The following is a 25,402-nucleotide window of genomic DNA, read 5'->3' on the forward strand; positions in this document are numbered from 1 at the left end:
CAGCCAAGGATGGGCAAGAGGAAATTTTCTAATTGCCTAGCATCCTTTCCTCCTTGGAAGCTTCGCCTACCCCAGCGAGCGGTTGAGGGAGCCGAGCTCGTCGTTGCCCATGGTGCGCCACATTTGGAAGATGCAACCGCGTGCCAGGAAAAAGAAGCCGTTGTCGACCAGTTGCACAGCGGCATCTGCAAGCTGATTCGTCACGGCGGACACTGGCGGCAACTCAAGTCCAGCCTTGCGGATAGTCTCGACCGCTTCCTCGAACGTCGGAGGCTCGCTGACGCCCATCTCGTTCATAAGGCCCTGCATTTCTTCCAGCGCGCTGCTGCCCGATTCCTCACCGCGCGGCACCAGACGGTAACAAGCCAGCGCCAGGTCGAGCTGATCGCAGTTCCAATAGGCAAACGCCAAGCGATAGAACAGGTAGCCGATTGCAGAACGATCGCTGGCAATACGTAGGCCGTGGCGCGCCACCTCGATAATCTCGTCAAAGCGCTCCAGACGCGCAAGAACGTTGATGAGCGCAAAATGCGATTGCATGGACGAGCGCGCCAGATCGTAAAGATGGCGCACCTCGGGCAGTGCTCGTTCAAAGTCCTCTTGCTCGACGTAAAAGCTGCAGATCTCGTGCTGGGCAAAGTACAGCGCATCGGGCGCACGAAGGATTCGCACAGAGCGGTCTTCTTCCAACACCGGTAGCACCATGCGCACCAGCTGGTTATCGCAAAACTGCGTTTGAACCGGACCTGTCGCCAAAAGCTCGGCAACGGCGCACTTAGCCTCCAACTCCTCAACAAGACGGGAAAAGCCTTCAAAAGCACCTGTACGGTCGACTTTTGCCTGCTCGCGCAATTCAACAACACGGACCACGTATGGGTCGTCGTCCTCTTCCATGACCTCCAACTCGTCAGCCTTATCGGCAAGCAGCAGATCGCGCAGCGCCGGCGGCAGCGCGCGATGGTCATCACGCGGACGAGCATGAACCTCCGCAGGCTCAATCGTCTCCGGAGCGGTTGACTCATACGCCTCAAGCACACGCTTGCACGGCATATCGTCCATGTCCATGCTCTCAAGATCCTTGGCGACAGGCACACAATCGGCCAGATAGGCCGCGCGCCCAAAGAAATACGTTGCGACAACGCGCTCGCCCTGCTCACTGTCGGGAGCAGCAATCTGCACATAGCAGCGCGTGATGCAGGTGCCCGCGGCAAAACACGCTGCCGCAAGCGTGAGTGCCACACGTGCATCGTGCTCCGCGGCCCAAATCGCGCGCGTGTCCTCGTCCAGCTCGCGCCAGGCGTCATCTTGAGCGTCGTATTCACGTTGCGGCATGGCATCAACGACAGACTGCCCAAACCGAACGAGCATAATCCCCTCGGCAACGTTTACTCGATAGGTATAGTCGAGCCGCGTGACCACGTTGAGCGCCTCAACGATTCGCGCAAAACGGGTGCGCACGTCCCACTCGCCGCCCGGCTGGCAAGCCACCGTACCCGGTTTGCCCCACGGGTTATCGCTCGAGGCCGTATCGAGCAGTCGGGGAACATCGTTGGTCGTCTTGGCGATATGCCACGAATCAAAGAGCGCGCAGCCCTCAAGGCTCGGCGAGGATGCCGCAGGGACCAATCCGGCCCCGATGCGCTCAAGGATGCCGGAGAGGCGGTTGAGACGGCACTCGATGGCAAGCAGCATGTCAATCTCGTCCTGGTCCAGCAGGCTACGATCAAAATTGAGATAAAACAGCTTTGACCGGTCGATGCGCGCCAGGCTCATTTCGGACTTGGCGGCAATGGTGCGCAGACGGGGCAAGTCAATTTCGCTCATAAGGGTGGCGGCATAGCGCTCGATACCGCTCGGATTCTCGGCATGGTCAACGCGGTAAAGCAGCGTCTCGATAGCATCGGGGAGCGGTGACGTGTTAAAGCCCAAAAACACCTCGACCGGCTCGGGCAACTTTACGAGCTTGATCTTGTCGACAACGTTTTGCATGTCCGCATCGAGACCGTCGACGCCCGCCGTGTTCGCAATAGCGCTTTCGGAGTTGGCAAATATCACGTAGCGCAGGAACATCGATGCCATGAACTCGCCGTAAGGAAGGGAGCGGGCCGAATTCCATGTCTCGTGATCGGACTGCTCGCGCATGGGGCCTTCGGGAGAGCCGACGGTTCGCGCGCACGCGCGCATTGCACCGCTGGCTTCCCTTACCATAATCTCACCAATACTGGAATCCGACTCGTCAAGAACCAGTTCCATGTCGGGATCGTTGGACAGCGATACTTCGTTAACGGGACGGTCCACCTTATAGACCTCACCCGAAACGCTCACGTAGCCCAAAAGCGACACATGGCTTTTGCCGACGAATTCGACGGCATAGCATGATTCATGCGGGTCCTCGCCAAAGAGTTTCCAGACCACGCCATATGAGCGTCCCGCAGGCTGCTCGGGCATCACCGGAAAGCGCTTCTTGGGATCGAGAAACCTGAGCTTGTATGTCGGACGCTCTGCCACGAAGTATCACCCTGATCGGTCGTTGAGAGAAGGAGTGATCGCGGATGGGCCGCGACACCTACTCGGAATCTTACACGAGTCGACAGGAAATAGTCCGCTTTACGCCCGCGCCTCGACCGAGGTTCGAATCCATGCAGTGTTTACGTAAAAGAAAAGCCCCCGTTGCCGGAGGCTTTCAATTTCGGTTGGTGCGGCGTATAGGATTCCGCGCATCCGCTGCGCGGATCCGCACCGGCTTCGCCCGCCTGCCGGCGTGCTCGCCCGCTCGCTACGGACGCTCCGCGTCCGCTTCACGCTCGCGCCTCGACCGAGGTTCGAATCCATGCAGTGCTTACGTAAAAGAAAAGCCCCCGTTGCCGGGAGCTTTAATCTCAAATGGTGCGGCGTATAGGATTCGAACCTATGACGTTCTGATTCGTAGTCAGACCCTCTATCCAGCTGAGGTAACGCCGCGACTTGTTGATTATTATGCACATCGACTGAATAAAGGTCAAGCATTTTTCGAAAAAAGTTATCAAATTTGATTTTTACTCACTTGGCGCAGTCAATCGACTCGACACTTTCAAACACGGCAAAAGCAACTTCTCAAGTATATCGACATATAAGAAAAGCCCCCGTTGCCGGAGGCTTAAAACTCAGTTGGTGCGGCGTATAGGATTCCGCGCATCCGCTGCGCGGATCCGCACCGGCTTCGCCCGCCTGCCGGCGTGCTCGCCCGCTCGCTAAAAACGCTCCGCGTTTTCTTGACGCTCGCGCCTCGAACGAGGTTCGAATCTCCGCAATGCCCCCGTAAAGGAAAAGCCCCCGTTTCCGGAGGCTTAAAGCTCAATTGGTGCGGCGTATAGGATTCGAACCTATGACGTTCTGATTCGTAGTCAGACCCTCTATCCAGCTGAGGTAACGCCGCAACGCACGGATTATTATGCACGTGACCCCTCGATGGGTCAAGCGACAATTTGGAAAAATTTTACGAAGTGATGATTAAGACGCCCGCGCCTCGACCGAGGTTCGAATCCATGCAGTGCCGACGTAAAAGAAAAGCCCCCGTTGCCGGAGGCTTTCGATTTCAATTGGTGCGGCGTATAGGATTCCGCGCATCCGCTTCGCGGATCCGCACCGGCTTCGCCCGCCTGCCGGCGTCCTCGCCCGCTCGCTAAAAACGCTCCGCGTTTTCTTTACGCCCGCGCCTCGACCGAGGTTCGAATCCATGCAGTGCTTACGTAAAAGAAAAGCCCCCGTTGCCGGGAGCTTTAATCTCAAATGGTGCGGCGTATAGGATTCGAACCTATGACGTTCTGATTCGTAGTCAGACCCTCTATCCAGCTGAGGTAACGCCGCAGCGCAAGACATATAAAACCACTTTAGCCTATTGGAGTCAAGCACAATCTCAAACTTTTTGTGGAACGCAGTTTTGTCATGCTGCTCCGCATATACCGCCGTTCCCCGTACGATCGATTGGCTTTTCGATCACGTCAAACTTGGCATCAAGTTCCCTCAAGAGCGATCTCACCCGCTGGGCACAATCATAATCGGCAAACGAGATGCCCAGCATGCGCGCGACCTGGTTGGAAGTCCCAACTCCATAGAAGTGCTCCAGCGCCACAAGTCCCTCGTGCGTCACAAAGGTCTCGACCACATGCGGCGACTCCTCAAAGCACCATTGTGTCAACGGACCCTCACTCGTCTGCCGAACCACCAGGCCGCCCATGCCAGACGGCTCACACGTTACAAGCAGGTACTCCCCGCCCTCGTCGCTCTCAAACAAAACCACCCGATCATCAAACAGCTCCATCGCATCCCCTTTCTCTCGCTCTTATTTAGCAAAAGCATAGCAGGTAGATGGCTGTATACAGAACAGTTGTTCGTGTGTTTTCTATTGAGCTGTCCGCACGGCATGATATGGACCTGCGCACGAAATAGGGCGCCCCCGAAGGAGCGCCCTTGCATATCCCCTATGCAGCCAAGTTACGCGACCGGCTCGATCTTCTCGAGACCGCCCATGTAAGGACGCAGAACCTCGGGGATCGTGATGGTGCCGTCGGCGTTCTGATAATTCTCCAGAATGGCGGCCATGGTGCGGCCGGCCGGCAGGCCGGAACCGTTGAGAGTGTGCAGGTAGCGCGAACCCTTGAAGTTCTCGGGGTCGCGATACTTGATGTTGGCGCGGCGAGCCTGGAAGTCACCGCAGTTGGAGCAGGAGCTGATCTCCTTGTAGGCGTTGTAGCTCGGCAGCCAGACCTCGACGTCGTAGGTCTGACGGGCAGAGAAGCCCAAGTCGCCGGTGCACAGGCTAATCACGCGATACGGAAGGCCCAGCTGCTGCAGCAGATACTCGGCCTCGGCGGTCATGCTCTCGAGCTCCTCGTCGGACTCCTCCGGCTTAGCGAACTTGACCATCTCGACCTTGTCGAACTCGTGCTGACGGATGATGCCGCGGGTGTCGCGACCGGCGGAACCGGCCTCCTCACGGAAGCAGGGGGTGAAGGCGGTGTAGCGGCGCGGCAGGGTGTCGGCATCGAGGACCTCGCCGGCGTGCAGGTTGGTGAGCACGACCTCGGCGGTGGGGATCAGGAAGTTGTCACCCGAGACGTGATAGGCGTCGTCCTCGAACTTGGGCAGCTGACCCGTGCCAAACATGGTCTGACGCTTGACGACGATGGGCGGCCACCACTCCTTAAAACCACGGCTGGTATGCGTATCGAGGAAGAAGTTGATGAGGGCGCGCTCCAGGCGGGCGCCGGCGCCACCGAGAACGGTAAAGCGGCTGCCGGAGAGCTTGTTGCCACGCTCGAAGTCGAGGATGTCCAGATCGGTGCCCAGATCCCAGTGCGGCTTAAAGTCGAAGTCGAACTCGCGCGGGGTGCCCCAACGACGGCGCTCGATGTTCTCGTCCTCGTCCTTACCGTACGGGGTGGCATCGCACGGAATGTTGGGCAGGTGGGCCATGAAGTCGTACTGCTCCTGCTCGAGAGCGGTGCGGCGCTCGGCCAGACCGTCAATCTTCTCGTTGACGGCGCGCACGGCCTCCTTGGCGGCCTCGGCCTCCTCCTTCTTGCCCTCCTTCATCAGGGCGCCGATCTTCTTGGACTCGGCATTGCGCGTAGCCTGGAGCTCCTCGACCTCGGTGATGACGGCACGGCGCTCGTCGTCGAGCTCAAAGAACTTCTCGCGATCCCAAGACGTCTGGCGGTTAGCCATGGCGACATCGATGGCATCGGGGTTCTCGCGAACAAACTTGATATCAAGCATTAGATCCTCCGGCGATATACATTCCATTTAGGTTGCAACCTTGTACATGTATGGGCAAGTATATACTTATGAGCGTTTACGACCCAACTCAACTACGCAAGAAGGCACCCAATGGACGCAGTTTTTTCCTTTTTGTTTGGCACCCGCACCGGTTTTGCCATCCTTTTCGCCGGCGGCATCCTGTTATTTGCGATTCTTGCCTTTGTAATGGAGAAGCGTACCCATAAGATGTACGTCGACCGCGGACCCAAGTCCGAGGATGAGGAAGACAGCTTCTGGGACTAACCTGCCAAAAAGGGACAGGTTTATTTTGGTCGGTTTTATCTGGGCAAACGCAAGCGCCCCGCAACCGGTAACGATCCGGTTGCGGGGCGCTTTTCGCACATACGACAAAACCGCAGGAAAAACCTGCCAAAATAAGCCTGTCTTTTTTGGTCGGTTTTATTGGAGGGTTGCGTCAATTGCCTTGACCAGGGCGCTGCGCATGCCGGCGTCCTCGAGTGCAACGACGCCCTTGATGGTGGCACCACCGGGCGAGCATACGGCATCCTTCATCGCCGCAGGATGCTGGCCAGTTGCAAGCTGCAGCTTTGCCGTACCCAGCACCATCTGGCTCACAATGCGATAGGCATCGGTACGCGGGATACCGTGCTTGACCGCCGCATCGCCCAGGGCCTCGATTGCCATAGCGACAAATGCCGGAGCGCAACCACCCACCGTGCCGCCCACAAACAGCAGGCTCGTATCGAGCTCGACCACCGCACCGAGCTTGCCAAGCAGATCAAGCACCACTGCGCTCTGCTCATCACTAAGCGTGGAAGCCTTCTCGCAAGCGATGACGCCCTCGCTCACCGAAACCGGCGTGTTGGGCACCGTCGAGATATGCGCGACGCCCGGCAGGACTTGCTCCCACTTGGCACTGTCCCAGGTCCAGGCAACCGACAGAACGACCTTTTTGGCAAGAGCATCCTTGAGCGGGTCGAATACCTTCTCGATCATGTACGGTTTGACCGCAGCGACCACGATATCGGATGCGGCGACAACCTCGGCGGCATCGTGGCAGGCGACCATGCCGCGCGCCTCGCAGCGCTCAACCAGTGCGTCGTAGCGACCCGCGCAGGCGCACATGTCGCTCGCAGCTACACCGGCAGCGATCCAGCCATCGGCCATAGCGCTCGCCATATTGCCAAAACCGACAAACCCAATCTTCATATCTCATAGTCCTCTCAGACACGCTCTTCAAAAACGAATGCTATTGTCCCACGCCATTGTTTCGTATTGCCGACCTATTTGTGATACGGCTCGCCACGACTGATCTTGCAGGCACGGTAAATCTGCTCTAGCAGCACCACACGCGCCAGGTTATGCGGCAAGGTAATGCGTCCAAAGCTGAGCATCTCGTCGGCTCGTGCGCGCACGTCATCGCTCACGCCGTCCGATCCGCCAATCACAAAGGCGATGTCGCTGCTGCCTCGCAGCATAAGATCGTCGAGCCTCGCCGAAAACTCCTCGCTCGAGCGCTCTTTGCCCTCAATGGCCAGCAGGATCACATGCGCTCGAGACGGCAGGGCAGCAAGAATTGCCGCCCCCTCCTTGTCGCGCGCGGCATCCACGCCGCCCGCCTTAGCCGGGTCGATATCGGCCACCTCGCGGATATCAACCTTGGCATAGGCACCTAGGCGCTTGGTGTACTCAGCGCACGCGTCCTTCCAAAAGCGCTCCTTGAGCTTACCGACGCAAACGACGGTGTATTTCACGCGCGTTTACTCCTTCGAATCGTTTTGAACTTTGCCGGCGGTCAGCATCTGCTCGAACATAGAGGCCGACTGCGAGAAGTCGCTCGGCAGAACGACCGTCGAGGTTTTACCCGTGCGAGCGAACTCCGTCATCATCTCGGACCACTGCGTAAACATGAACAGTTGGTTGGCCTCGTCATTGCCGACACCCGTCTCCTGGATGATCTCGAGCGAATCTTTGATACCCAGCGCGATGGCCTTGCGCTGGTTGGCGATGCCCTCGCCCGCCTTTTCCATAGCCTCGGCCTCGGCGGTCGCCTCGGTGACGCGCTTGATGCGGTCTGCCTCAGCGAGCTCCTGTGCCGCAGCGCGCTTGCGCTGGGCGGCGTTGATGTCGTTCATGGAGTTCTCGACCTCGGTCGGCAGTGCGATTTTGGTGATGAGCGTCGACACGAGGGTGAAGCCGTAGGCGGCCATCTGCTCGGAAACGGTAGCGTTGACATCCTTGGCGATGTCATCCTTCTTGGCAAAGACCTCATCGAGTGTGTAGACGGGAATCGAAGAGCGCAGGGCGTCGGTGATGAAGTCACGCATCTGGTCGACGGGCTCCTGCAGCATGTAGTAGCTCTTGTAGATACCCGAATCTGCCGGGCCGGCGCCCATGTCATAGCTCACGTGGTACTGAGCAGAGACCTCAAGGCCGATGGTCACGTTGTCCTGGGTCTTAACGTCGATGCCAAAACCGTTTTTCATGGTGCGCAGACTCACCGTGGCGGCCTTGCGGTCGATCACGGGCACCTTCATGTGGAAGCCCGCGTTGACGATGCGGTTAAACTTGCCCAGACGCTCGATGATCACGGCATGCTGCTGTTCAACGACATAGCAGGCGCTGGGAAGCAGCAGCAACAGGATGATGATGGGAATCAAAAGGCTGGTAAGGGCGGCGATGATACCGGAAAACAGCATGGTCTCTCCTCTGATAGGCACACGTTGGCATTAGGATACCCGTCCAAGGAGATCGTGCATATCAAAAAAGCCCCCATTGCTGGGAGCTCTTTCATTTAATGGTGCGGGCGAAAGGACGTCCGCGTATCCGCACCGGCTTCGGCCGCCTGCCGGCGTCCTCGCCAGCTCGATAAAAACGCTCCGCGTTTTCTTTACGCTCGCTCCTTCGCAGGTTCAAGTCCCTGTGATGGGCCCATAACAAAAAAAGCTCCCATTGCTGGGAGCTCTTTCATTTAATGGTGCGGGCGAAAGGACTTGAACCTTCATGGGGTTGCCCCCATACGGACCTGAACCGTACGCGTCTGCCAATTCCGCCACGCCCGCGTGCAGGAATTAGAATAACGGAGCGCCACCGCGAACGCAAGAACTATTTTTGAAAAAGTTTGCAGGCATTTTCCCAAGCGGCTTGCGCGATTGTTTCGGCGTCCTCACCTGTGCGATCGACACGGTCGTTAACCAGCGCGTTTGCCGTAATGGAGATCATTGCGGACTCGCATTCAAGACCGCGGATGGGCTCCGGAGCCATATACGGGCAATCCGTCTCGAACAAAATTCGATCGAGTGGGGTTGCCGCAAATGCCTCGCGCACGTCGTCGTTGCGCTTAAAGGTGGCCGCGCCACCATAGGCGATATAGCAGCCCAGCTCCACAAAGCGCTCCATCGTGGCGCGGTCCTCGCCAAAGCAGTGCAGCACACAACCGGCCTGGGGCACGCCCACCTCACGAAGCACGTTGTAGGCGTCCACGTGCGAGGTACGCTCATAGTCCGTGTCCTCGTGGCGCAGATGCAGCTCCACCGGCACGTTACGGCACACGGCAAGCTCGAGTTGGCGCGCCATGCAGTCAATCTGCACGTTATGGGGTGCCGGCGCGATATCGTCGTCATAGTCCATGTGGTAGTCCAGGCCGATTTCGCCAATACCGGCGCATAAGGGGTCATCGAGTGCGGCAACGACCTGTGCGTGAACGTCGTCGGTATAGTCCGGCGCGCCATACGGATGCACGCCGGCAAGATACTTGATTTGAGGGATATCCTGCATCGGCAGAATTTCGCGCACGAGCCAGTCGCTATAGTCCGTCACGCTGCGTTTGTCAGCGATGGGGTCGAACATCGTCACCAACAGGTCGACGCCCGCGGCTTTGGCGCGCACGAGCGTCTCGGGCACTTCTTTGCCCCAAAACGAAAGCAGATGCGCATGCGTGTCGGCAAGCGGCGCCAAGGGCACGGGACAAGCAACCGTCTTCTTTTTCTTGGTAAACGTCACGCGTTCGGCATTAAGCGTCATGGATTAGCTCCTGGGCCAGGCGGACAAAGTCGGCAACATCAAGCGTTTCGGCGCGCGTGGTGGATGCGATACCGCAAGCCTCAAAGGCGGCATCGAGCACGTCCTTGGCAAAGCCGTTGGCGCTCATGGAGTTGCGAATGGTCTTGCGACGCTGAGCAAATGCAGCATCAATCACGCGGGCCACAAACTCGCGGTCGAGTCCTTCGGGCACCACGCCGTCAACACGGTCGATACGCACGACGGCCGAGTCCACGTGCGGCGCCGGCATAAAGCAACGCGGCGGCACCTCAAAGCGACCCGTAACCTGCGCATACAGGCCGAGCTTTGTCGTGTAGCCGCCATAGGTCTTGTTGCCCGGCGTTGCGGCAATACGATCGGCAACCTCCTTTTGCACCATGACGACGGCGCGCTTGAGCGCGGGCATCGTCTGGAAGAACTGCAGGATGATTGTCGCCGCCACGTTATAGGGCAGATTCGCGACAAACACCGTGGGTTCACCACCGGCGGCCTGCTCAATCTGCTCCGGCGTCACTTTGAGCGCGTCGCCCATGATAAAGCGGAAGTTGGCGTAGTCGGCGGCATGGGCGTCGAGCACCGGCTCGAGCTCGGGGTCGGCCTCGATCGACGTGACGCACGCCGCCTCCTGCAGCAGCGCAAGCGTGAGCGTACCAACGCCCGGGCCAACCTCGAGCACGCGCTCATCGCCCGTGAGCTCGGAAAGCTCGCAGATGCGCTCGATCACATGGTTGTCGATCAGGAAGTTTTGGCCCAGGCGATGCTTGGTCGCAAGGCCAAACTCCTCCAGCAGCTCCCTTGTTGCCGTGGGGTTTGCCAAAGGCGAAGTTGTCATAGTTGCCTCCTTAGCATGATGGCGGCGTCTTGAAACAAAAGGGCATGGACCGTGGCGGCCATGCCCTTACAGCTAAACAGCAAATTGCCGATATGGCGCGCTGCGTCTTAGCCCAGACGCGGGAACAGCGGCTCGCCCTTCTCGACAGGCTGACCGCCGGCAAGCAGGCCCCAAGCGCAAATGCCCTTGAGGTCGTCGGTCGCGGCCTCGTCCTCGCAGGACAGGCGGCGCAGGGCCTCGGCAGAGGTCTGAGGCATGAGCGGCATCAGCAGGTGGGCGGCAATGCGGATGGCCTCGAGCAGGTTGTAGATCACAAACGCCAGCTCGTCAGCCTTGGCCTCGTCCTTGGCAAGTGCCCAAGGCTCGGAGTCCTCGATGTAGTGGTTGGCGGCATGGATGAGCTCCATGACCTCGTCCTTGGCTCCGCCGTAATCGAGCACGTCCATCTTGGCCATGTAGCGCTCGACCAGACCATCGGCGATCTTTGCCAGCGGGTTGTCGAACGCATCGAACGATGCGGGCTTGGCGGGCGCGCAACCATCAAAGTACTTGCCGCTCATGTTGAGCGAACGCGAGATAAGGTTGCCCCAGCTGTTGGCCAGGTCGGCGTTGTAGACCTGCTCCATGCGATCGAAGCTGATGGCACCGTCGGTGCCGGGGACGACGTCGGTCATAAAGTAGTAGCGATAGCCCTCGACGCCCAACATGTCGATAACGTCCTGCGGAGCGATGGCGTTGCCGCGGCTCTTGGACATCTTCTCGGCCTTGCCGGTCTCGGCATTGCGCACGGTCAGGAAGCCGTGGGCAAAGACGTGCTCGGGCAGGGCCTCGCCGATGGCCATGAGCATGGCGGGCCAAATGACGCAGTGGAAGCGGATGATGTCCTTGCCCACGATGTGGAACTGCGCGGGCCAGCGATAGGCCAGCTCGGCACGCGCCTCGTCGGTGTCGACACCGTAGCCGACGGCCGTCATATAGTTGAGCAGCGCGTCGAACCATACATAGGTCACATGGCCCTCGTCAAACGGAACCTGGATGCCCCAGTCAAAGCTCGTGCGGCTCACGGAAAGGTCGTTGAGGCCGCCCTCGACAAAGCTGCGAACCTCGTTCATGCGGAACGCAGGCTCGACAAAGTCGGGGTGCTCGTCGTAAAGCTTGAGCAGCTTGTCCTGGAAAGCGGAAAGCTTAAAGAAGTAGGACTCCTCCTGCACGCGCTCAAGCGGACGGTGGCAGTCGGGGCACAGGTGCTGGCCGACGCTGCCGTACTCCTCGTCGCCCTTCTGGACCTGCGTATCAGTGAAGTAGGTCTCGTCAGGCACGCAATACCAACCGTCGTAGCTGCCCTTATACAGGTAGCCGGACTCCTTCATGCGCTCCCACAGGTACTGCACGGCATGATGCTGGCGCGGCTCGGTGGTGCGGATGAAGTCGTCGTTGGAGATCTCGAGCTTGCTCCAAAGCTCCTTGAAGTGCGGAGCCTGGCTGTCGGTCCACTCCTGCGGCGTCATGTTGTGCTTGGCTGCGGCCTCGGCGACCTTCTCGCCGTGCTCGTCCATGCCGGTCAGGAACTTGACGTTATAGCCGGCGGAGCGACGATAGCGAGCCTGAACGTCGGCGATGATGGTGGAATAAGCCGTGCCCAGGTGCGGATCGGCGTTGACGTAGTAGATGGGCGTCGTGATAAAGAACGAAGGCTTGCTTTGATCCATGGGGTTTGTCCTCCAGAAAAACGTTGCATACAGGGGATGATTCTAGCGCAAGGGCTGGATATCCTCCATCTATTGCATATCGAGCACCATGGCATAGACATCGCGCTTGCGGCGCGAATACTTCTGAGACAGGCGCTTGGCCACCGCAGAGGCGGGCTCCCCCTCCTCAAGCGCGACGCGGATATCCTCGCGCAGGGCCTCGTCGGGATCCGCTGCCGCGGCGCCAACCGGCACGGCACCGGCCTCCTCATCCTCGCTCGGCGGCGCGATGACCAGCGCAATCTCGCCCTTTACCTCGCCGCGAGCACGCAGCTCCTCGGCAAGCTGGGCAGCGGGCCCGCGCAAGACCTCCTCGTGCAGCTTGGTGAGTTCGCGGCAGACAGCGACCTCACGCTGGGGAAAGACCTCCGTCACGGCCTCAAGCGTCGCCACGATGCGATGTGGAGACTCGTAGAAGATGAGTGCGCCGGGTACCACGGCAAGGCGCTGCAAACGGCGCACGCGGTCGCCGTGCTTTCGGCCCAAAAAGCCCTCGAAGAAAAAATGCTCGCAGGGAATACCGGACGAAACGAGCGCCGTGACGCAAGCAGAGGGCCCGGGAATAACTTCGACGGGCACATCGGCCTCACGCGCCGCCTCGACCAGCGCCTGGCCGGGATCGGACACACTCGGCATGCCGGCGTCCGAGGCAAAGGCGAGGGTCTCCCCCGCCAGCAGACGGTCGACCAGGCCGGCGGCGCGGCTGGCGATCACATTCTCGTCGCAACGGACAAGCGGCTTGGAAATGCCCAGGTGCATCAGCAGCTTTGACGTCACACGCGTGTCTTCGCAGCAGATGACATCGGCAGCGGCAAAGGCCTCGCCAACGCGCGGGGACAGGTCGCCCAAGTTGCCGATGGGCGTGCCGACCACATAGAGTTTGCCCGTATGGGCGCTGTTTTGCGTCATATCAACCTATTCAATCATGCCACGCTCGAGCGTACCGAGCGCCGCGCGGGCGTCCCATGCTGCAATGCGCTTCTCGGTCTTCCACGTTTGGAAGAACCAACCGGCAGCCGGCGCAAACGAAGCCAGCTGGTTGGCGATAAACACGCGCTCGTAGGCATTGCGGCCCTCGGGCGTAACCGACGAGTTGGCAAAGATCGCCGCGCCCGACCATTCGCCCACCAGCACGGGGAACCCAGTCGAAATCGCTTCTTTAAGCTCGCGCTTGTTACGCGAAATCGCCGTCGTCAGCCCGCGGGGGCTCGTGATATCGAGCGCATACTCGTCGCGGTAATGGTACAGGTGAAGGTCCATGTAGACGTTCTTGTACTTAGCGCCGCGCATAAAATGCTTCCACTCGCTGGGATGCCCCGACGACGAGAAGACGACGATCTTATCCTCGGGCATATACGAACGGACGAGCTCATAGGCATCGCGATAGAAGTTGCGCAGGTAGTGCGCAGGAATGCCATCCGTCATGGTGAAGAGGCTCTTGCGGACACTCATCTGCGGCGTATCCAGCAGCTCAATGCCCAGCAGGCTCTCGGCCTCGCCGTAGCGATCGGCCAGGCGCTCGAGCACGTCGAGTGCGACATGACGACCGTTGGTGGACGAATGCCACTCGGCAACAGCCTCCGGCGTGGCGGGCGAATCGTTGGAATCGCCCTGGCCACCGGGCACAGTTGCTAGATCAAGCAGCACGCGGATGTCGTACTTGGCAGCCCACTCAATTGCACGGTCGATGTAGTCGACAACCGAGATGTAGGACGCATCGGACTCCTGCGAGCCAAAGGCATACCAGGGTACCGGCAGACGCACGGCATTGAGGCCAATCTGCGCCATGCGGCGGAAATCGTCCTCGCTCACAAACGTCTCGTAATGACGGCGCATGCGCTCGTTATAGGCGGCGGTGCCCATGGCCTCCTGCAGCTCGGCCGCGTTGGATGCACCGGTCGCCGCGTATAGCGACGGGGTCACCCAAGGCTCGGGAATAAACCAGCCAGAGAGATTAACGCCGAGTATCCTCTCCATCACTGCCCCCTTCGGATCGTGCAGGCTGAGCCTGCATCGTATTGCACAGGAAAAGTATCGTTTTGAGTATACCCGCGCGTGCGGACAGACGACCGAACGGTCTGTAAAGTGGCGCAAAAGCGGGAGGAATGTCTGAGCGGGCGGGCCCGAGATGTGCACGCACGTCGGAAGTAAGCGCCGGAAAGCGCGTCCCGTTTTTCACAAAAGACTGGGATGCATTTTCCGCGGGTCCACATAAAAGAAAAGGACCCCTTTGCAGAGGTCCTAATCAATTCAAGGTGGCGGGGAAGGGAATCGCGTCCGCGCGCCGCGCGGACGGACCGCTGCGGCGCTTACGCGCCTTGCGAGCTGCGCTGGCAAACGCTTACGCGTTTACTCAGCTCCGCGCCCTCACGGGGTTCGATTCCATGTGGGGGCTGCATAAAAGAAAAGGACCCCTTTGCAGAGGTCCTAGTCAATTCAAGGTGGCGGGGAAGGGAATCGAACCCCTGACACGAGGATTTTCAGTCCTCTGCTCTACCAACTGAGCTACCCAGCCATTTGAGGTGTGCCTTGTTTCAAGGCTTGATTAGTATAACCAAGGACGCGTTCCGGTCAACCGAGAATTTTAAAAAAGTTTTTGAGCACAGCCTCGGTTCTATAAATCGGCACGTCAGAGGCATCAGCCGGCAGCAAGAAGTTTTTCACTCAGAGCCGCACGGGCAAACTCACTTGGCGTCATCCCCTCGGCAGCCGCCCGTCGACGAATGGCCTCCTTCATTCCCAGAGGAATCTTGACCGACAGCGTTGCCGTCCCCTCACCTGAGAGCGGGGGCCGTCCACGCACGATCCCACCAACGGTGTGTTCGCCATCCGGAAACTCTCCGCGCTCGTACGACTCGCACCACGCGTCAATCATTTCATCCGTTACAACCTGACCATTAGCGGCCGTATACGTCTTGCCCATCATCAACCCCTCTGCCGAGCTCGCTCGATCTCTTGCCAGAATTTCTTCTGAACCGGAGACAGGGCATGAATAATGAGCCATCCACGAATTAGTTCGACCGCAACAAGTTCCACGCTTCGTCCGTCTGAGAGCCATCCAATTGCAAGCCATCTCGGCGGCTCGTCCTTCGGCTCGCGACGAATGCACTCAGTAACCGCAAGCCAAGCGCTAAGCACCTGCTTTTCCGTCAGGTGCTTTTTAGCGTTGGGATGGATCTCAACATCCATGCATCTTCTCCTCCATCTTACCCAATTTCGTATGACGAAAGTCCACTGTCGCCAATTCTTAAGCCGGCACGCGTTGGAGAGCAGGAGTCGAAACAATGATTGAAGGACGCTCTAGTACGGCCCAGGCGCCGAGGCAGGAGCACATGCGCCAAGGACGAACGTTTTCGTAGCGCGCGAGGATATTGCCGTCGCGATCGATGAAGGCGATGTCGATGGGATAGGCCATAAAACACGTATGGACCGAAGAGCAGCGTGGAAACGCCATGACGAGCGACAGGCCGTTGGCGGCAACCGGACGCCGTCCCAGCATGCCGCGCAGGCGCACGACAAACGACTCCGCCACCACAAACTCGGCCGGCGTCCAACCCAGCCTGTTGAGTGCCCGCGCGTAAGCGATGTAGGACGAGACCGCGGTCACATGACCACCCCCGGACGCCATGGATCGACCGTCACCGCGCGCTCGTGCGACAACGTTGTCGGCGCCCCCAGCGGAACGCCAGCGATGCTGAGAGAAGTCGGCCACGGCTCATAGTGCATGGTGCAGGTGTAGGTCCTAAACGTACCGGATAGGGAGAGCAGGCCACCGTCTGATGCCTTCGCGCCTTGCTCGCTCGACACTTCGATCTGCAAGTCATAGCCTTCCATGGCATTCAGAATTTGAGTCTGGACCGTCACCGAGGCATCGGCAGAGTTCTCGTCACCCTCCCCGCCCGGCGCCACAGCGTGCGCCAACACGATGTCGGGCACCACGCGGTCGAAGCGCGCGACAGCGCTGGCAAAGATCATGACGTTGTACACGATGAGTGCCAGCACCAGCAAAACGGGCGTAACCACTGCCATCTCCACCGTCGCTTGGGCGCGCTCCTCGCGCAGACGCATGCGGATACTCATTACGACCCACCGCCCAGAGCGCCAACCAGCGTGGCGACATCGACGGTGAGTGGGATGGAGCCGCCGCCGGGCAGAGGAATCTCCGCAAGCGTGAACACCGTACTGCTAATGGTGCGTTCGACTTGATATTCCAACGCCTCGCAAAGCGCCTTGGGATCGGTCACGCCCAACGGAATACTTCGCAGCTTGTCTTGCGCTTGAGAAAGACCAGCAATGTCAGACCCCGGACTCTTAATGACGTTGGCGGAATCGGTCAGCACTGGCTTTCGCAGGCGCAAGTCGCACGGCTCCAGACCCAACGCCGCCACGGACGCCGAAACGGTATCGCCGAGCCACGATGCGATGGAGCCCAACGCGCCGCTGCCCCCTCCTAGGCCTTTAATCATCTCGTCCATAAGTTCGTCGGCCGAACCTTGGATATCACCGTATCCTACGAGCAGCCGTCCCCAAACATCCATGACGCCGTCGAGCACGCCGGCAACGCCGCCCGAGCGTTCCTTCAATGTCGAGAAAAATCGCGAAAGCACGTTGTTTTGCGCCGTCGCCTCATCGGGCGCCAACACCGCGGCAGAGATAGCACCGCGATCGCCAAGCCTGACTGCCGTGTTAAACGAAGAGTTGAGCTCATCGGGGCTCGAGATGGCACCCGAAACCGCAAAGGCGACCACGCCGTTGCGACCGGGCGGAGCGATACGCGGGCGCTCGCCCGAAAGCTCCTTGATGGCCTGGTCAAACGTATTGCCCGCACGATCGGCCTCGTCTTCGGTCTGACGCTCGAGCTCGAGCTCTTTGTTGCGGCATTCGACGTAGTCTTCCAGAGCCTCTTTGAACTTGTCAAAGTGGTACTCGAAGCCGTTTTCGATGAACGATGGCGGCATTAGGGCGCTTCCAAGCGTAACCACGCCGAAGCCGCACGCTTCGCATGTATCACGACCATCATAATCAGCAACAGATGCCAGCCCACTCGGAGTCCCTTTCTGATAGACGGGGCATTCGACTCCATAATGCAGGTATGTTCTGCCGTCGTTGTTGCTTACAGGCCATGCGGCATCGGTGTAAAGTTCGGTCGGCCGCACCTCGTTTGGGACACGCGGCAATAGTGGGATATAGGCAGAAAACCGTTCGCCATCATCTTTTATGTATGCTCGATCGACCTCTTCAATCGCATAGGCATAGAACGCTTTTCGAGCGGCTGACTGCGCTTTCATCTCGACGCTCGATCCCTGAGGTTTTTCATTCGCCAAGCGCTGTCGGTAATAGGTTTTCGCGCGATTGAGCGCTATTTGCGGCTCCCATGTGATGCTCGACTTTTCATGACGGTTCTGGCTGTCAGATAGTTCTGCTAGTTTTTTCGCACGCTCCCACATACACGAGTACTTGCCAATCGAACTCTCGTCCGACCCGCCACAATCCGCCAGCCAAGCGCGCTCTTTAGCCTTCGCCGTCTCCTCCGAGGCCTTCCGCAGTTCCTCGGCCGCACGCTCTAAATCATCTGATGTGCCTTTAATGGCATCGGTCGAGATCTCGGACCCCTCGAACGCAGCGAAGTCCGACTCGGATGTCTTGGGCACGGCAAGCGCCGTACCGGTATAGGTCACACTATCGGTATCCTGCGCCGACACCGCCTGCGTGGCACGCGCGGCGATCAGATACGGCAGAGCCGTCTCGATTTTCTGTAAGCCTTCCGATGCGCTTTTGGCAAACTTGTTGCGCGTTTTAATGATCTCAATCCCGGTGTCGACCATATTGCCGGCAACTGGTTCGGCACCCGGGATGAGGATGGCGACCAGGCCCGTCCCGATCGTGGCAAACCCCGCTAGGCCCAAACTCAAAATGCTCGCATCCACCACCGTGGCAGCCGTGTGATAGGACGACACCACATTGGCGCCTGCCAGCGCGCCGCTATCGGCAGCCACCTGGGTGTCCCCCGCGCGCGACATGCTCCATATCGCCGCCGTCGACGAAAACAGCAGCGTGAGCACCACCAAGATGACCACCGCAGAGGAAAGCGTGGTGTAGGCACCGTCTTCGATAAACAGGTCGATACCGGCTCGACCCATAAAGCCGCCTCGCTTGCGATGGCAGCTCGGACGGCGCGTCAAAACGCGTCTAGACCAGAAACGCTTAATCCCATGCAGCAATCCACGAATCATAATCTCCCTCCAGCCATTCGGGACGTGATTGATACGAGACATCGACCTTGAGCTCAACGTAGCCGCCCTCGGCGGTACCACCCATAACCTGCGCAAACGCACCGATCACAGGCAACGGCTTGACCTCGCCGGAAACGGACACGGACGAGACGCCGCCCGCATCGGCCCGGCTAAGCTCGACATCCCACGACAGCGGCCCGCCGGCATGAAAGATCGAAACGTTGGGCACTGCGGCAAGCCGGCGGAGGGTGAACTCCTTAAGATCGTCGTCCTCCGCCGTCGTCGTGGTCATGAGCCGCGCGGCCTCGGCGGCGGCAGACTCCATGACCGCGCGCGCATAAAGCAGGCACACCGGTTGCAGTGCGAGAAGGATGAGCGTCAGAAACGTCGGCAGCAAAAAAGCGGCCTCGACCGTAGACTGCGCCCGGTCCTCGCGCGCGATATCAATACAACGCGATGTCCTTAGCGCCCGCAGCGGCGTCGATAACCGACGTCGAGGCAACGCCATGGGATGCCGCCCGCTCAACCAGCGCCGCCAAGCGTCCATCGGTGCCAGCACGCCAAAGTCCCACAATCGCCAGCACGATCGATAACAGCGCCACCGTGACGATGGCGTATTCGACCGTCGCCTGGGCAGATTCCTCACGCAGAATGCCATGCATTTCACGATCCCTCCTTTGAGCTTATTGTTTGCGGGACCAGACGCACGGCGCGCAGACGACACGAAGCATCGCCAGCATCCGCGGCAACCGTCACCATATCGACCCAGCCGCGCCCATCGCGCACGATGGCGCCCCATACGTTGCCCTTAATATCGAGATAGCCGCTCAGGGCGAGCTGGGCCGTTGGCACCTCGCGGTAGGCGCGTAACATATCCGCCGCTGCCTCGGTCATCGGTCGGTCCTCGGACCATGCAAGCCGGACCGCAATCGCGTTGTCCTCAGGTGAATCCGTCGCAGTGCCAGACCGCTTGTCGAGCGTCCGCAGAAAGGTTTGCGCCGTGACAGCGACATCCGAATCGTCCGCATCTCGCATCTCATCTTTTTGAGACGCCACCGCCGAATCTGAGCCCGAATCGAAGGCGGCCCCAGGACGCTGCTGCCGCGCGGCGTTAAGCCCCCAAAGCACCGCCGCTATCGCCACGGTCAGGCAAGCAAACACCAGCAGCACCCCGATGGGGCGCTCGCCCTCTACAGGCTGTTGATGCCCTCGCTGATAGCGTTCCATAGATCTTGGACCTTGCCCTTAAATGCGACAATGGCAATGATGGCGATCACCACGAGCACGCCGACCAAGATGGCGTATTCGGTGGTGCCCTGCGCACTCTCCTCCTGCAGTAGCTCCCCGGCATGCTGGCGAGCGCGAATTGACTGGCAAACAGCCCAGCTCCAGACCTTGCCAGCAACGTCAGTCATCGTGTTCATGTATTCCTCCCTACATCATCCCGCCTGCTCCCAACAGCGGGCCCAATATGGACAGAAGCAACGCCGGCAAGATGAGTGTGCCGGTGGGAATCAGCAGCTTGATGGGCGCACGCTCGATCTCGCGCTCGACCGCGGCGCGATGAGCCGCACGGATCTCGCGACTTTGAGCGGCCAGTGTCTCGGCAAGTGGGGCACCCAGGGCGAGCGCCTGTCCCACCGTGATGGCAAAGGTCTCGAGCGCTCGCACGTCCAGGTCGCGCGCGGCGGCCAACAACTCGTCCTCACGCGTGCCCACGCCCACCTGCCACGCCATGCAGGCCCGCTCAAGTCGAAGAGCCAGCACTGACCGGCGGTTGGCGCAGAAAATCTCAAGCGCCGCATCAAACGAAAGACCGGCCGAAAGACCCAAGCGCACAACATCGATCATCTCGGACACTTCGCCGAGCGACACTCGCGCCGGGCCGCCCGCTCCAACCGCGCCCTTCATTCGCGCGGTCAGAGCATCGACCACCGAGCGACCCGCGGCAGCGACCAGCACCGCCTCGCGCTTGCAGGCCTCTGCGATCTTGCGTGCATCCGCCCGATCCAAACCCGTCGCGACAAATACACTCAGAGCGCACAGGCAAGCCGCAACTGCAACCGGGGCGCTCATAGCTCCACCCGCATAATGCGCCTGATAACCACCAGGGCAACGGCGTTGAGGGCAAGACCCAGCACCACAGCGCCCGCGCCGGCAGGCGTCGCAAGACCGCGACGAAAATCTGCCGAAAGCAGCGCCAACACCGCGCACATGCCCGTCGGCATCGCCGCGACCATATGCGCAGACATGCGGGCCTGCGACGTCTTAACATCTAGGCGGCGCTTGAGCTCAATGCGCTCCCCCACCATGCTCGACGCCTCGGACAGTAAGTCGGCAAGCGGAGCGCCGGTGCGCTGTGACACCTTAAGCGCCAAGGTCACAAGCGAAAGACCGGGGGCGTCGATGCGCACGAGCAAGTCATCGAGCGCGTCGGTCGCCGAGATGCCGCAATCGATCGCCGCCGCCACCCGCAAAAACTCGGTATGCACCGGTTCTTGCGCATGAGCGCCCACAAAGCGCATGCCCTGGGCCAGCGAATGTCCCGAGGCAAGCGACATGGAAAGTGCGGTAAACGCCTCGGGCATGGCCTCTTCTGCATCGTGTTGCTCGCGCCGGCTCTCAAAGCCATCCCGAGCGGCGCCAACGGCAAACGGAGCAACAAGTCCCAAGGCAAATCCGAGGGGCGATAACGACACCATCGTTAGCAAAACGCAGCAGACACCGCTCGATATCAGCAGAAACGCCAAACGCCCCGAAGCATCCTCGATCGCGAGGCCAAGGCGACGCGCCGGAGCCAGCGATGCCCACGAACGGGCGATCTTTTTCAGCGGATCGTTTTCCACCAGCTCACGCGGCAGCTTCTCTGCCACCGTCTCGAGCGCCTGACGCGCCAGCTCCGCCGGCGGTACCTGCGGCACACGAGGTTCCGCCCCGCACGCCGTCGCAACAGAAAACCCTGCCAAACCCCCTACGACGAGGGGCACAGCGACCTCCATTCGTCCACCTCCTCTTGTGTGAGCGTCCCCGACCGCAGGCCCTCTGCGATAAACGGCGGCTCGCGGTCAAGCTTCCAGGTGCGCTCGGCGGCATCGAAAGTCACATAGCGCTCGAGCTCTACGCCGCCCGACGCGGCGCGACGCACCCCCGAATACGAGGAGACGAAACGCCTGCCATCGGCGTGGCGCTCGGACATCACGATGCCGTCGAGCGCCATGGCAATCTGCTCCTCGATGAGCTCGCTCGGCAGATCGATGCCATAACGTGCAAGCAACGTCAGACGCACCACGGTCTCCTGTTCTGAGCCCGCATGAAGTGTGGTGAGCGACCCGTCGTGGCCCGTGTTCATGGCCTGCAACATGTCGCAGCACTCAGCACCGCGCACCTCGCCCACCACGATGCGGTCGGGGCGCATGCGCAGGGCATTGGTCACCAGGTCGCGGATCGTCACCGCGCCCTCGCCCTCAATTGAAGCCTCGCGCGCCTCTAGGCGCACCACGTGCGGATGATGCGCAAACTTGAGCTCAGCAGAGTCCTCGATCGTCACGATGCGCTCGCCGGTGGAGATCTCGCATGACAACGCGTTGAGCAGGGTGGTCTTACCAGATCCCGTGCCTCCCGCAACCGCCAGGTCCTGTCGCAGCGACACCGCGCACGACAGCAGCTGCGCATACCAAAGCGGCAGCGACCCCAGCCCCACAAGCTCGTCCAGCGAGCAGATACGGTCCGAGAACTTTCGGATGGTGAGAATCGGTCCGTCAATCGCCACAGGCGGAATCACCGCGTTGACGCGATAGCCCGTTTTGAGGCGGGCGTTGACGATGGGGCTGCGCTCGTCGATACGGCGGCCAAGTGGCGAGATGATGCGGTCGATAAGCACCCGGATCTGCTCATCATCCTCAAACGCATGCTCGATGGGGTACAAGACGCCGCCGCGTTCAAAGAAAGCCGAGCGGCAGCCGTTGATCATGATCTCGGTAACGGTGTCGTCCTCGATGAGCGGCTGCAACGGCCCCAAGCCCACCACGTCATCCAAAATCTCGTCGATGATAGTCTCGCGCTCGGGCGTCGCGAGATCGGTCGGCTCCTCAACATTGAGCGCCGCCTCCACCGCAGGACGCAATTCCGAGCGGGCAAGTGCCGGGTCGATATAGGCGCTGATACGCGCCACTTCGTCGTAACCCATGCGGTCCATCACGGCGCGCTTGGTGCGTCGTTTCACCGCGCGGCGACGCCCCGCATCTACAGGCGCTGCCGCCGCTGCAGCGCCGGCAGCCTTAATCCTCGTTTGCAGGCTCATCGCTGATCACCCTCGCGCGACCAGGGAAGGCGAATACGCGGGCGTTCGGTGCGCATTGCACGGTCGGCGACCATATCGCTCCAAGGGCCGACGGCGCACCCCAGTTCCACGAGCATCTCGCGCGTGGCCTCGCGCACGCTGGTCGCAAAAGCGCTGGTCTGCCCCACTGCCTCGTCAGCGCGCCCAAACGCCATGAGCGCGGCGAGATCCTGCCCGCCATCGGCGATACGAATCTTGGAGCTCAACGCACAGGCAATCTCAAAGCGCATGGCGACGTCCTCGTCTGCCCCGCGCGCACCGAACCGGTTGAACACGGCGCTCATGCGCGTGCGCGGCACACCTACTCGACTTGCCAGTTCAATGACGCGCGACGCCGATGTCGCGGACGACACCGCCGCATCGCCAACGACCAGGCAACGGTCGCTCGCCGCCACCGCAGCCGCCACGGCATCGCCCCAAAAGACCGAGGTATCGATAAAGACCACGTCGGATTCGCGACGCAGGACATCAAGCAATAGCTCCACCGGACGTGCCATGAGCTCGGCTTGCTCGGGCGCCGCGACGGGACCCCAGAGCGTAACGCCCGGCGCCACGCGCATCGATGTGGCTACGATATCCGGCTCGGTGAGCGCGCCCGCCGCCGACGGCTCGATAAGTGCCGCCATATCGCGCGGAGCATCGACGCCTAACAAGTCGTAAAGGTTTCCAAACATCAGGTCCAGGTCGAGCACGGCGGCACGCAAGCCCAACAGCGACGATGTGTGTGCCATGGTGGCAACGATCGTCGACTTGCCGCAACCGCCCGAACCCGAAATGGCGCAGATGACCGGAGCTCGATGCTGCGGAGCGGCAGCGTCTGCCGGCGGCATCGGAGGCGGCGGGGCGGGCGTCGGCGACAGCGTCCCCGTCTCCCCCGCCGCAACCACACGCTGCGTCCAAGCCGGCATGGCGGCTTGTTCGGTCTGCAAGGCAGGCTCGTTCTGTGCAATCTGCTCATGCTGCATCAGCGACAACTCGCCGCACCCGGCAAAGCCCTCAACTTCGTCGAGTTCATCCGCCAGATTCACGCCGTGCACGTATCCCATATCTACAGCCGGGGAGTCGCCAGCATGCTGTGCCGGCCCTCCAGCGTCATCGTATACAAGGGGGTTCCGGGGGCGCCGACCATGCTCGGCTTCCGCTTTTCCATAATCATCAACACGCGGGCCTCTTGTAGCGCGAGGCGCCCCGGGTTCCCTATCAACAAAAGCATCGGGCTCAATCGTCATGCGCCGATCGGAATCAACCGCTCCCTCGCCCGCGCGCCCGTTGCCGCATATACTGCGCGCAGCGATGACCTCGGTCGCCCCCGCGCGAAACAGTCCCTCGATATCCGACGGATCGAGCACTTCTATCAACACGACCACGCGACTCACGCGGCCTTCGGCCGTCAGGCGCGCAACAGTCTTGCGCACATCTTCGATATCAAACAGAGACGCCGCGATGATGGCAGCCCCGCGGCGCGACGGAAACGCCCGAGCCATGGAAACCAGCCCGTCCAGGTCACCCACGCGAAGCACCTGTGCACCCGCATCACGGCCCTCGACTTCCTGCTGCAACAGCCCGTAATCGCCGCACGCGCAGCACGCAAGCCAGATCGCCTTCATCACTCGTCGCCTCCGCTCTTTTTGCCGCGCGCCGTGGCGGGAATCGTCAAGCTGACCGTTCCCTTGCCCGATGCCCCCAGCAGTTCCTTGACGTCTTCGGGGTCAGCCGCCAGCGTCACCCATTCGATCTTGCCCTCGCGCGTGGCACCGGAATTCTCACTGGTATCGATCACGCGCGCGCCGCACAGTCGATCGGTTACGCCATCTTTTTGCACGTACACGTCCACATAGCTGCCCACGCCCGTGGCACCGCCGACCGAGTGCTCGGCATCGACCGCCACCGAAACGGCGACCTTGCCCTTAGGCACCTCGAGCTTGTGGCTCTCGGCCTTGGTGTAGACATTGCAGATCACGGCGTTTTTGGGAATACGCGAAGTCGTCACGTCGCCGCGCACCTGGCGCAGCTCGGTCGCCGCGTCACGCGGCAGCAGACTCGTCAGCCATTCCTGGGTTATGACATTGGTCTCATCGAGGGTCTCGCCCACATCGATATCGCGCGCCGCGACGCATACCTCGACGCGATCGCCACCGTACTTGGCCAAGGTCTCAGCCTGGACCTGTTCGGCTTGCGAGCGGATCGACGAGCCGTAAACCATGCAGAGCAGAGCAGCGAGCACGCCCGCGACCAGACTGATGGCGATGCGCTTGCTCTTGTTCACGGCCGCTCCTCTCATGGCAGTGCCGGGCGAATGCCCGTACCACCATTGTCTGGGCGGTCAGAGCGCAAAGCGGCGCAATCGCGATCTTGGTTTTCGATGTCAAACCAATCGCTGACCAAAAGCTGACCAGCCCGTCAAGCTCGTGGCAAGGTTTTGGTCAGCACGTCAGCAAACTGCATGTTT

At 60.5% G+C, this 25,402-nt stretch carries 26 protein-coding genes and 5 tRNA genes; 1 reads left to right on the forward strand and 30 read right to left on the reverse strand.

Annotation, left to right across the window (positions count from 1 at the left end):
* Positions 1 to 66 precede the first annotated feature (66 nt).
* The 6 genes from RX395_RS02455 to serS form a co-directional block, all read right to left on the reverse strand.
* On the reverse strand, positions 67 to 2,508 hold the full coding sequence (locus RX395_RS02455; protein ID WP_316365198.1) for a tetratricopeptide repeat protein: 2,442 nt from the start codon (positions 2,506 to 2,508) through the stop codon (positions 67 to 69).
* Positions 2,509 to 2,884: 376 nt separating this feature from the next.
* A tRNA-Arg gene (locus tag RX395_RS02460) sits at positions 2,885 to 2,961 on the reverse strand.
* 377 nt (positions 2,962 to 3,338) lie between these two features.
* Positions 3,339 to 3,415 (reverse strand) — tRNA-Arg (locus RX395_RS02465).
* 354 nt (positions 3,416 to 3,769) lie between these two features.
* Positions 3,770 to 3,846: transfer RNA gene (locus RX395_RS02470), tRNA-Arg, on the reverse strand.
* Positions 3,847 to 3,922: 76 nt separating this feature from the next.
* Entirely contained in the window at positions 3,923 to 4,300 is a 378-nt protein-coding gene (locus RX395_RS02475; protein WP_316365200.1) for a hypothetical protein, read from the reverse strand.
* 173 nt (positions 4,301 to 4,473) lie between these two features.
* Entirely contained in the window at positions 4,474 to 5,757 is a 1,284-nt protein-coding gene (serS, locus tag RX395_RS02480; RefSeq protein WP_271747377.1) for a serine--tRNA ligase, read from the reverse strand.
* A gap of 111 nt (positions 5,758 to 5,868) precedes the next feature.
* Here serS and RX395_RS02485 point away from each other — a divergent pair, with 111 nt between their 5' ends.
* On the forward strand, positions 5,869 to 6,042 hold the full coding sequence (locus RX395_RS02485; protein WP_006235069.1) for a DUF6724 family protein: 174 nt from the start codon (positions 5,869 to 5,871) through the stop codon (positions 6,040 to 6,042).
* A gap of 156 nt (positions 6,043 to 6,198) precedes the next feature.
* On the opposite strand, the gene proC is transcribed toward RX395_RS02485, so the two are convergent.
* From proC to cpaB, 24 genes are all read right to left on the reverse strand, one after another.
* Positions 6,199 to 6,969, reverse strand: coding sequence for a pyrroline-5-carboxylate reductase (proC, locus tag RX395_RS02490; protein WP_316365204.1), 771 nt, complete (start codon positions 6,967 to 6,969; stop codon positions 6,199 to 6,201).
* A 74-nt stretch (positions 6,970 to 7,043) separates the two neighbouring features.
* A complete protein-coding gene (gene rlmH / locus RX395_RS02495; protein WP_117563694.1) occupies positions 7,044 to 7,514 on the reverse strand; it encodes a 23S rRNA (pseudouridine(1915)-N(3))-methyltransferase RlmH in 471 nt (156 codons plus the stop codon).
* Positions 7,515 to 7,520: 6 nt separating this feature from the next.
* Positions 7,521 to 8,459 (reverse strand): SPFH domain-containing protein, encoded by a 939-nt coding sequence (locus RX395_RS02500; protein WP_195362148.1) that lies wholly within the window; start codon positions 8,457 to 8,459, stop codon positions 7,521 to 7,523.
* Positions 8,460 to 8,735: 276 nt separating this feature from the next.
* Positions 8,736 to 8,822, reverse strand: a tRNA-Leu gene (locus RX395_RS02505).
* 43 nt (positions 8,823 to 8,865) lie between these two features.
* Entirely contained in the window at positions 8,866 to 9,783 is a 918-nt protein-coding gene (locus RX395_RS02510) for a TatD family hydrolase (RefSeq protein ID WP_316365208.1), read from the reverse strand.
* Positions 9,773 to 10,633, reverse strand: a complete 861-nt coding sequence (rsmA, locus tag RX395_RS02515) for a 16S rRNA (adenine(1518)-N(6)/adenine(1519)-N(6))-dimethyltransferase RsmA (RefSeq protein WP_316365210.1) — start codon at positions 10,631 to 10,633, stop codon at positions 9,773 to 9,775. Before rsmA ends, RX395_RS02510 begins: the two co-directional genes overlap by 11 nt.
* 107 nt (positions 10,634 to 10,740) lie before the next feature.
* Entirely contained in the window at positions 10,741 to 12,342 is a 1,602-nt protein-coding gene (gene metG / locus RX395_RS02520) for a methionine--tRNA ligase (RefSeq protein WP_055285920.1), read from the reverse strand.
* A 69-nt stretch (positions 12,343 to 12,411) separates the two neighbouring features.
* Positions 12,412 to 13,290: a 16S rRNA (cytidine(1402)-2'-O)-methyltransferase gene (gene rsmI / locus RX395_RS02525; protein WP_316365212.1), complete on the reverse strand. Its 879-nt coding sequence runs from the start codon at positions 13,288 to 13,290 to the stop codon at positions 12,412 to 12,414.
* Between the two features lie 6 nt (positions 13,291 to 13,296).
* The gene (locus tag RX395_RS02530; RefSeq protein ID WP_161115712.1) at positions 13,297 to 14,358 is read right to left on the reverse strand and encodes a glycoside hydrolase family 5 protein; all 1,062 of its coding nucleotides are present in this window, start codon (positions 14,356 to 14,358) and stop codon (positions 13,297 to 13,299) included.
* A 465-nt stretch (positions 14,359 to 14,823) separates the two neighbouring features.
* Positions 14,824 to 14,896: transfer RNA gene (locus RX395_RS02535), tRNA-Phe, on the reverse strand.
* Between the two features lie 123 nt (positions 14,897 to 15,019).
* Positions 15,020 to 15,304 carry a ribbon-helix-helix domain-containing protein gene (locus tag RX395_RS02540; RefSeq protein WP_099432624.1) on the reverse strand — a complete coding sequence of 95 codons (285 nt, stop codon included), beginning with the start codon at positions 15,302 to 15,304 and terminating at the stop codon, positions 15,020 to 15,022.
* Positions 15,305 to 15,306: 2 nt separating this feature from the next.
* Positions 15,307 to 15,570, reverse strand: coding sequence for a hypothetical protein (locus RX395_RS02545; protein WP_316365215.1), 264 nt, complete (start codon positions 15,568 to 15,570; stop codon positions 15,307 to 15,309).
* A gap of 58 nt (positions 15,571 to 15,628) precedes the next feature.
* Positions 15,629 to 15,988: a DUF192 domain-containing protein gene (locus tag RX395_RS02550; RefSeq protein WP_271730089.1), complete on the reverse strand. Its 360-nt coding sequence runs from the start codon at positions 15,986 to 15,988 to the stop codon at positions 15,629 to 15,631.
* Positions 15,985 to 16,461 carry a TadE/TadG family type IV pilus assembly protein gene (locus RX395_RS02555; RefSeq protein ID WP_161160132.1) on the reverse strand — a complete coding sequence of 159 codons (477 nt, stop codon included), beginning with the start codon at positions 16,459 to 16,461 and terminating at the stop codon, positions 15,985 to 15,987. Before RX395_RS02555 ends, RX395_RS02550 begins: the two co-directional genes overlap by 4 nt.
* Positions 16,461 to 18,614, reverse strand: coding sequence for a hypothetical protein (locus tag RX395_RS02560; RefSeq protein ID WP_316365218.1), 2,154 nt, complete (start codon positions 18,612 to 18,614; stop codon positions 16,461 to 16,463). Before RX395_RS02560 ends, RX395_RS02555 begins: the two co-directional genes overlap by 1 nt.
* Positions 18,586 to 19,122 (reverse strand): TadE/TadG family type IV pilus assembly protein, encoded by a 537-nt coding sequence (locus RX395_RS02565; protein ID WP_316365220.1) that lies wholly within the window; start codon positions 19,120 to 19,122, stop codon positions 18,586 to 18,588. Before RX395_RS02565 ends, RX395_RS02560 begins: the two co-directional genes overlap by 29 nt.
* Positions 19,058 to 19,276: a hypothetical protein gene (locus RX395_RS02570; protein ID WP_316365221.1), complete on the reverse strand. Its 219-nt coding sequence runs from the start codon at positions 19,274 to 19,276 to the stop codon at positions 19,058 to 19,060. Before RX395_RS02570 ends, RX395_RS02565 begins: the two co-directional genes overlap by 65 nt.
* 1 nt (position 19,277) lies before the next feature.
* Complete coding sequence (locus tag RX395_RS02575) at positions 19,278 to 19,841, reverse strand: hypothetical protein (protein WP_161115718.1); 564 nt, start codon at positions 19,839 to 19,841, stop codon at positions 19,278 to 19,280.
* A complete protein-coding gene (locus RX395_RS02580) occupies positions 19,805 to 20,038 on the reverse strand; it encodes a hypothetical protein (protein WP_006235091.1) in 234 nt (77 codons plus the stop codon). Before RX395_RS02580 ends, RX395_RS02575 begins: the two co-directional genes overlap by 37 nt.
* 10 nt (positions 20,039 to 20,048) lie before the next feature.
* Positions 20,049 to 20,690 carry a type II secretion system F family protein gene (locus RX395_RS02585; RefSeq protein ID WP_006235093.1) on the reverse strand — a complete coding sequence of 214 codons (642 nt, stop codon included), beginning with the start codon at positions 20,688 to 20,690 and terminating at the stop codon, positions 20,049 to 20,051.
* Positions 20,687 to 21,535, reverse strand: a complete 849-nt coding sequence (locus tag RX395_RS02590; protein WP_316365225.1) for a type II secretion system F family protein — start codon at positions 21,533 to 21,535, stop codon at positions 20,687 to 20,689. Before RX395_RS02590 ends, RX395_RS02585 begins: the two co-directional genes overlap by 4 nt.
* A 50-nt stretch (positions 21,536 to 21,585) precedes the next feature.
* Positions 21,586 to 22,914: a CpaF family protein gene (locus RX395_RS02595; protein ID WP_260699098.1), complete on the reverse strand. Its 1,329-nt coding sequence runs from the start codon at positions 22,912 to 22,914 to the stop codon at positions 21,586 to 21,588.
* Positions 22,911 to 24,560, reverse strand: coding sequence for a nucleotide-binding protein (locus RX395_RS02600; protein ID WP_316365228.1), 1,650 nt, complete (start codon positions 24,558 to 24,560; stop codon positions 22,911 to 22,913). Before RX395_RS02600 ends, RX395_RS02595 begins: the two co-directional genes overlap by 4 nt.
* Positions 24,560 to 25,219, reverse strand: coding sequence for a Flp pilus assembly protein CpaB (gene cpaB / locus RX395_RS02605; protein WP_316365230.1), 660 nt, complete (start codon positions 25,217 to 25,219; stop codon positions 24,560 to 24,562). The genes RX395_RS02600 and cpaB overlap by 1 nt, the downstream gene beginning before the upstream one ends.
* Between the last annotated feature and the right edge of the window lie 183 nt (positions 25,220 to 25,402).

Origin of the sequence: Collinsella aerofaciens (genome assembly GCF_032584215.1) — a bacterium.
Classification (GTDB): Bacteria; Actinomycetota; Coriobacteriia; order Coriobacteriales; family Coriobacteriaceae; genus Collinsella.

Excerpts from the sequence above, each read along its gene's own strand:
- RX395_RS02475 (WP_316365200.1), bottom strand. The coding sequence starts at position 4,300 with ATGGAGCTGTTTGATGATCGGGTGGTTTTGTTTGAGAGCGACGAGGGC.
- serS (WP_271747377.1), bottom strand. The coding sequence starts at position 5,757 with ATGCTTGATATCAAGTTTGTTCGCGAGAACCCCGATGCCATCGATGTC.
- RX395_RS02485 (WP_006235069.1), top strand. The coding sequence starts at position 5,869 with ATGGACGCAGTTTTTTCCTTTTTGTTTGGCACCCGCACCGGTTTTGCC.
- proC (WP_316365204.1), bottom strand. The coding sequence starts at position 6,969 with ATGAAGATTGGGTTTGTCGGTTTTGGCAATATGGCGAGCGCTATGGCC.
- RX395_RS02500 (WP_195362148.1), bottom strand. The coding sequence starts at position 8,459 with ATGCTGTTTTCCGGTATCATCGCCGCCCTTACCAGCCTTTTGATTCCC.
- RX395_RS02510 (WP_316365208.1), bottom strand. The coding sequence starts at position 9,783 with ATGACGCTTAATGCCGAACGCGTGACGTTTACCAAGAAAAAGAAGACG.
- rsmA (WP_316365210.1), bottom strand. The coding sequence starts at position 10,633 with ATGACAACTTCGCCTTTGGCAAACCCCACGGCAACAAGGGAGCTGCTG.
- metG (WP_055285920.1), bottom strand. The coding sequence starts at position 12,342 with ATGGATCAAAGCAAGCCTTCGTTCTTTATCACGACGCCCATCTACTAC.
- rsmI (WP_316365212.1), bottom strand. The coding sequence starts at position 13,290 with ATGACGCAAAACAGCGCCCATACGGGCAAACTCTATGTGGTCGGCACG.
- RX395_RS02530 (WP_161115712.1), bottom strand. The coding sequence starts at position 14,358 with ATGGAGAGGATACTCGGCGTTAATCTCTCTGGCTGGTTTATTCCCGAG.
- RX395_RS02540 (WP_099432624.1), bottom strand. The coding sequence starts at position 15,304 with ATGGGCAAGACGTATACGGCCGCTAATGGTCAGGTTGTAACGGATGAA.
- RX395_RS02545 (WP_316365215.1), bottom strand. The coding sequence starts at position 15,570 with ATGGATGTTGAGATCCATCCCAACGCTAAAAAGCACCTGACGGAAAAG.
- RX395_RS02555 (WP_161160132.1), bottom strand. The coding sequence starts at position 16,461 with ATGAGTATCCGCATGCGTCTGCGCGAGGAGCGCGCCCAAGCGACGGTG.
- RX395_RS02560 (WP_316365218.1), bottom strand. The coding sequence starts at position 18,614 with ATGATTCGTGGATTGCTGCATGGGATTAAGCGTTTCTGGTCTAGACGC.
- RX395_RS02565 (WP_316365220.1), bottom strand. The coding sequence starts at position 19,122 with ATGGCGTTGCCTCGACGTCGGTTATCGACGCCGCTGCGGGCGCTAAGG.
- RX395_RS02570 (WP_316365221.1), bottom strand. The coding sequence starts at position 19,276 with ATGCATGGCATTCTGCGTGAGGAATCTGCCCAGGCGACGGTCGAATAC.
- RX395_RS02575 (WP_161115718.1), bottom strand. The coding sequence starts at position 19,841 with ATGGAACGCTATCAGCGAGGGCATCAACAGCCTGTAGAGGGCGAGCGC.
- RX395_RS02580 (WP_006235091.1), bottom strand. The coding sequence starts at position 20,038 with ATGAACACGATGACTGACGTTGCTGGCAAGGTCTGGAGCTGGGCTGTT.
- RX395_RS02585 (WP_006235093.1), bottom strand. The coding sequence starts at position 20,690 with ATGAGCGCCCCGGTTGCAGTTGCGGCTTGCCTGTGCGCTCTGAGTGTA.
- RX395_RS02595 (WP_260699098.1), bottom strand. The coding sequence starts at position 22,914 with ATGAGCCTGCAAACGAGGATTAAGGCTGCCGGCGCTGCAGCGGCGGCA.
- RX395_RS02600 (WP_316365228.1), bottom strand. The coding sequence starts at position 24,560 with ATGAAGGCGATCTGGCTTGCGTGCTGCGCGTGCGGCGATTACGGGCTG.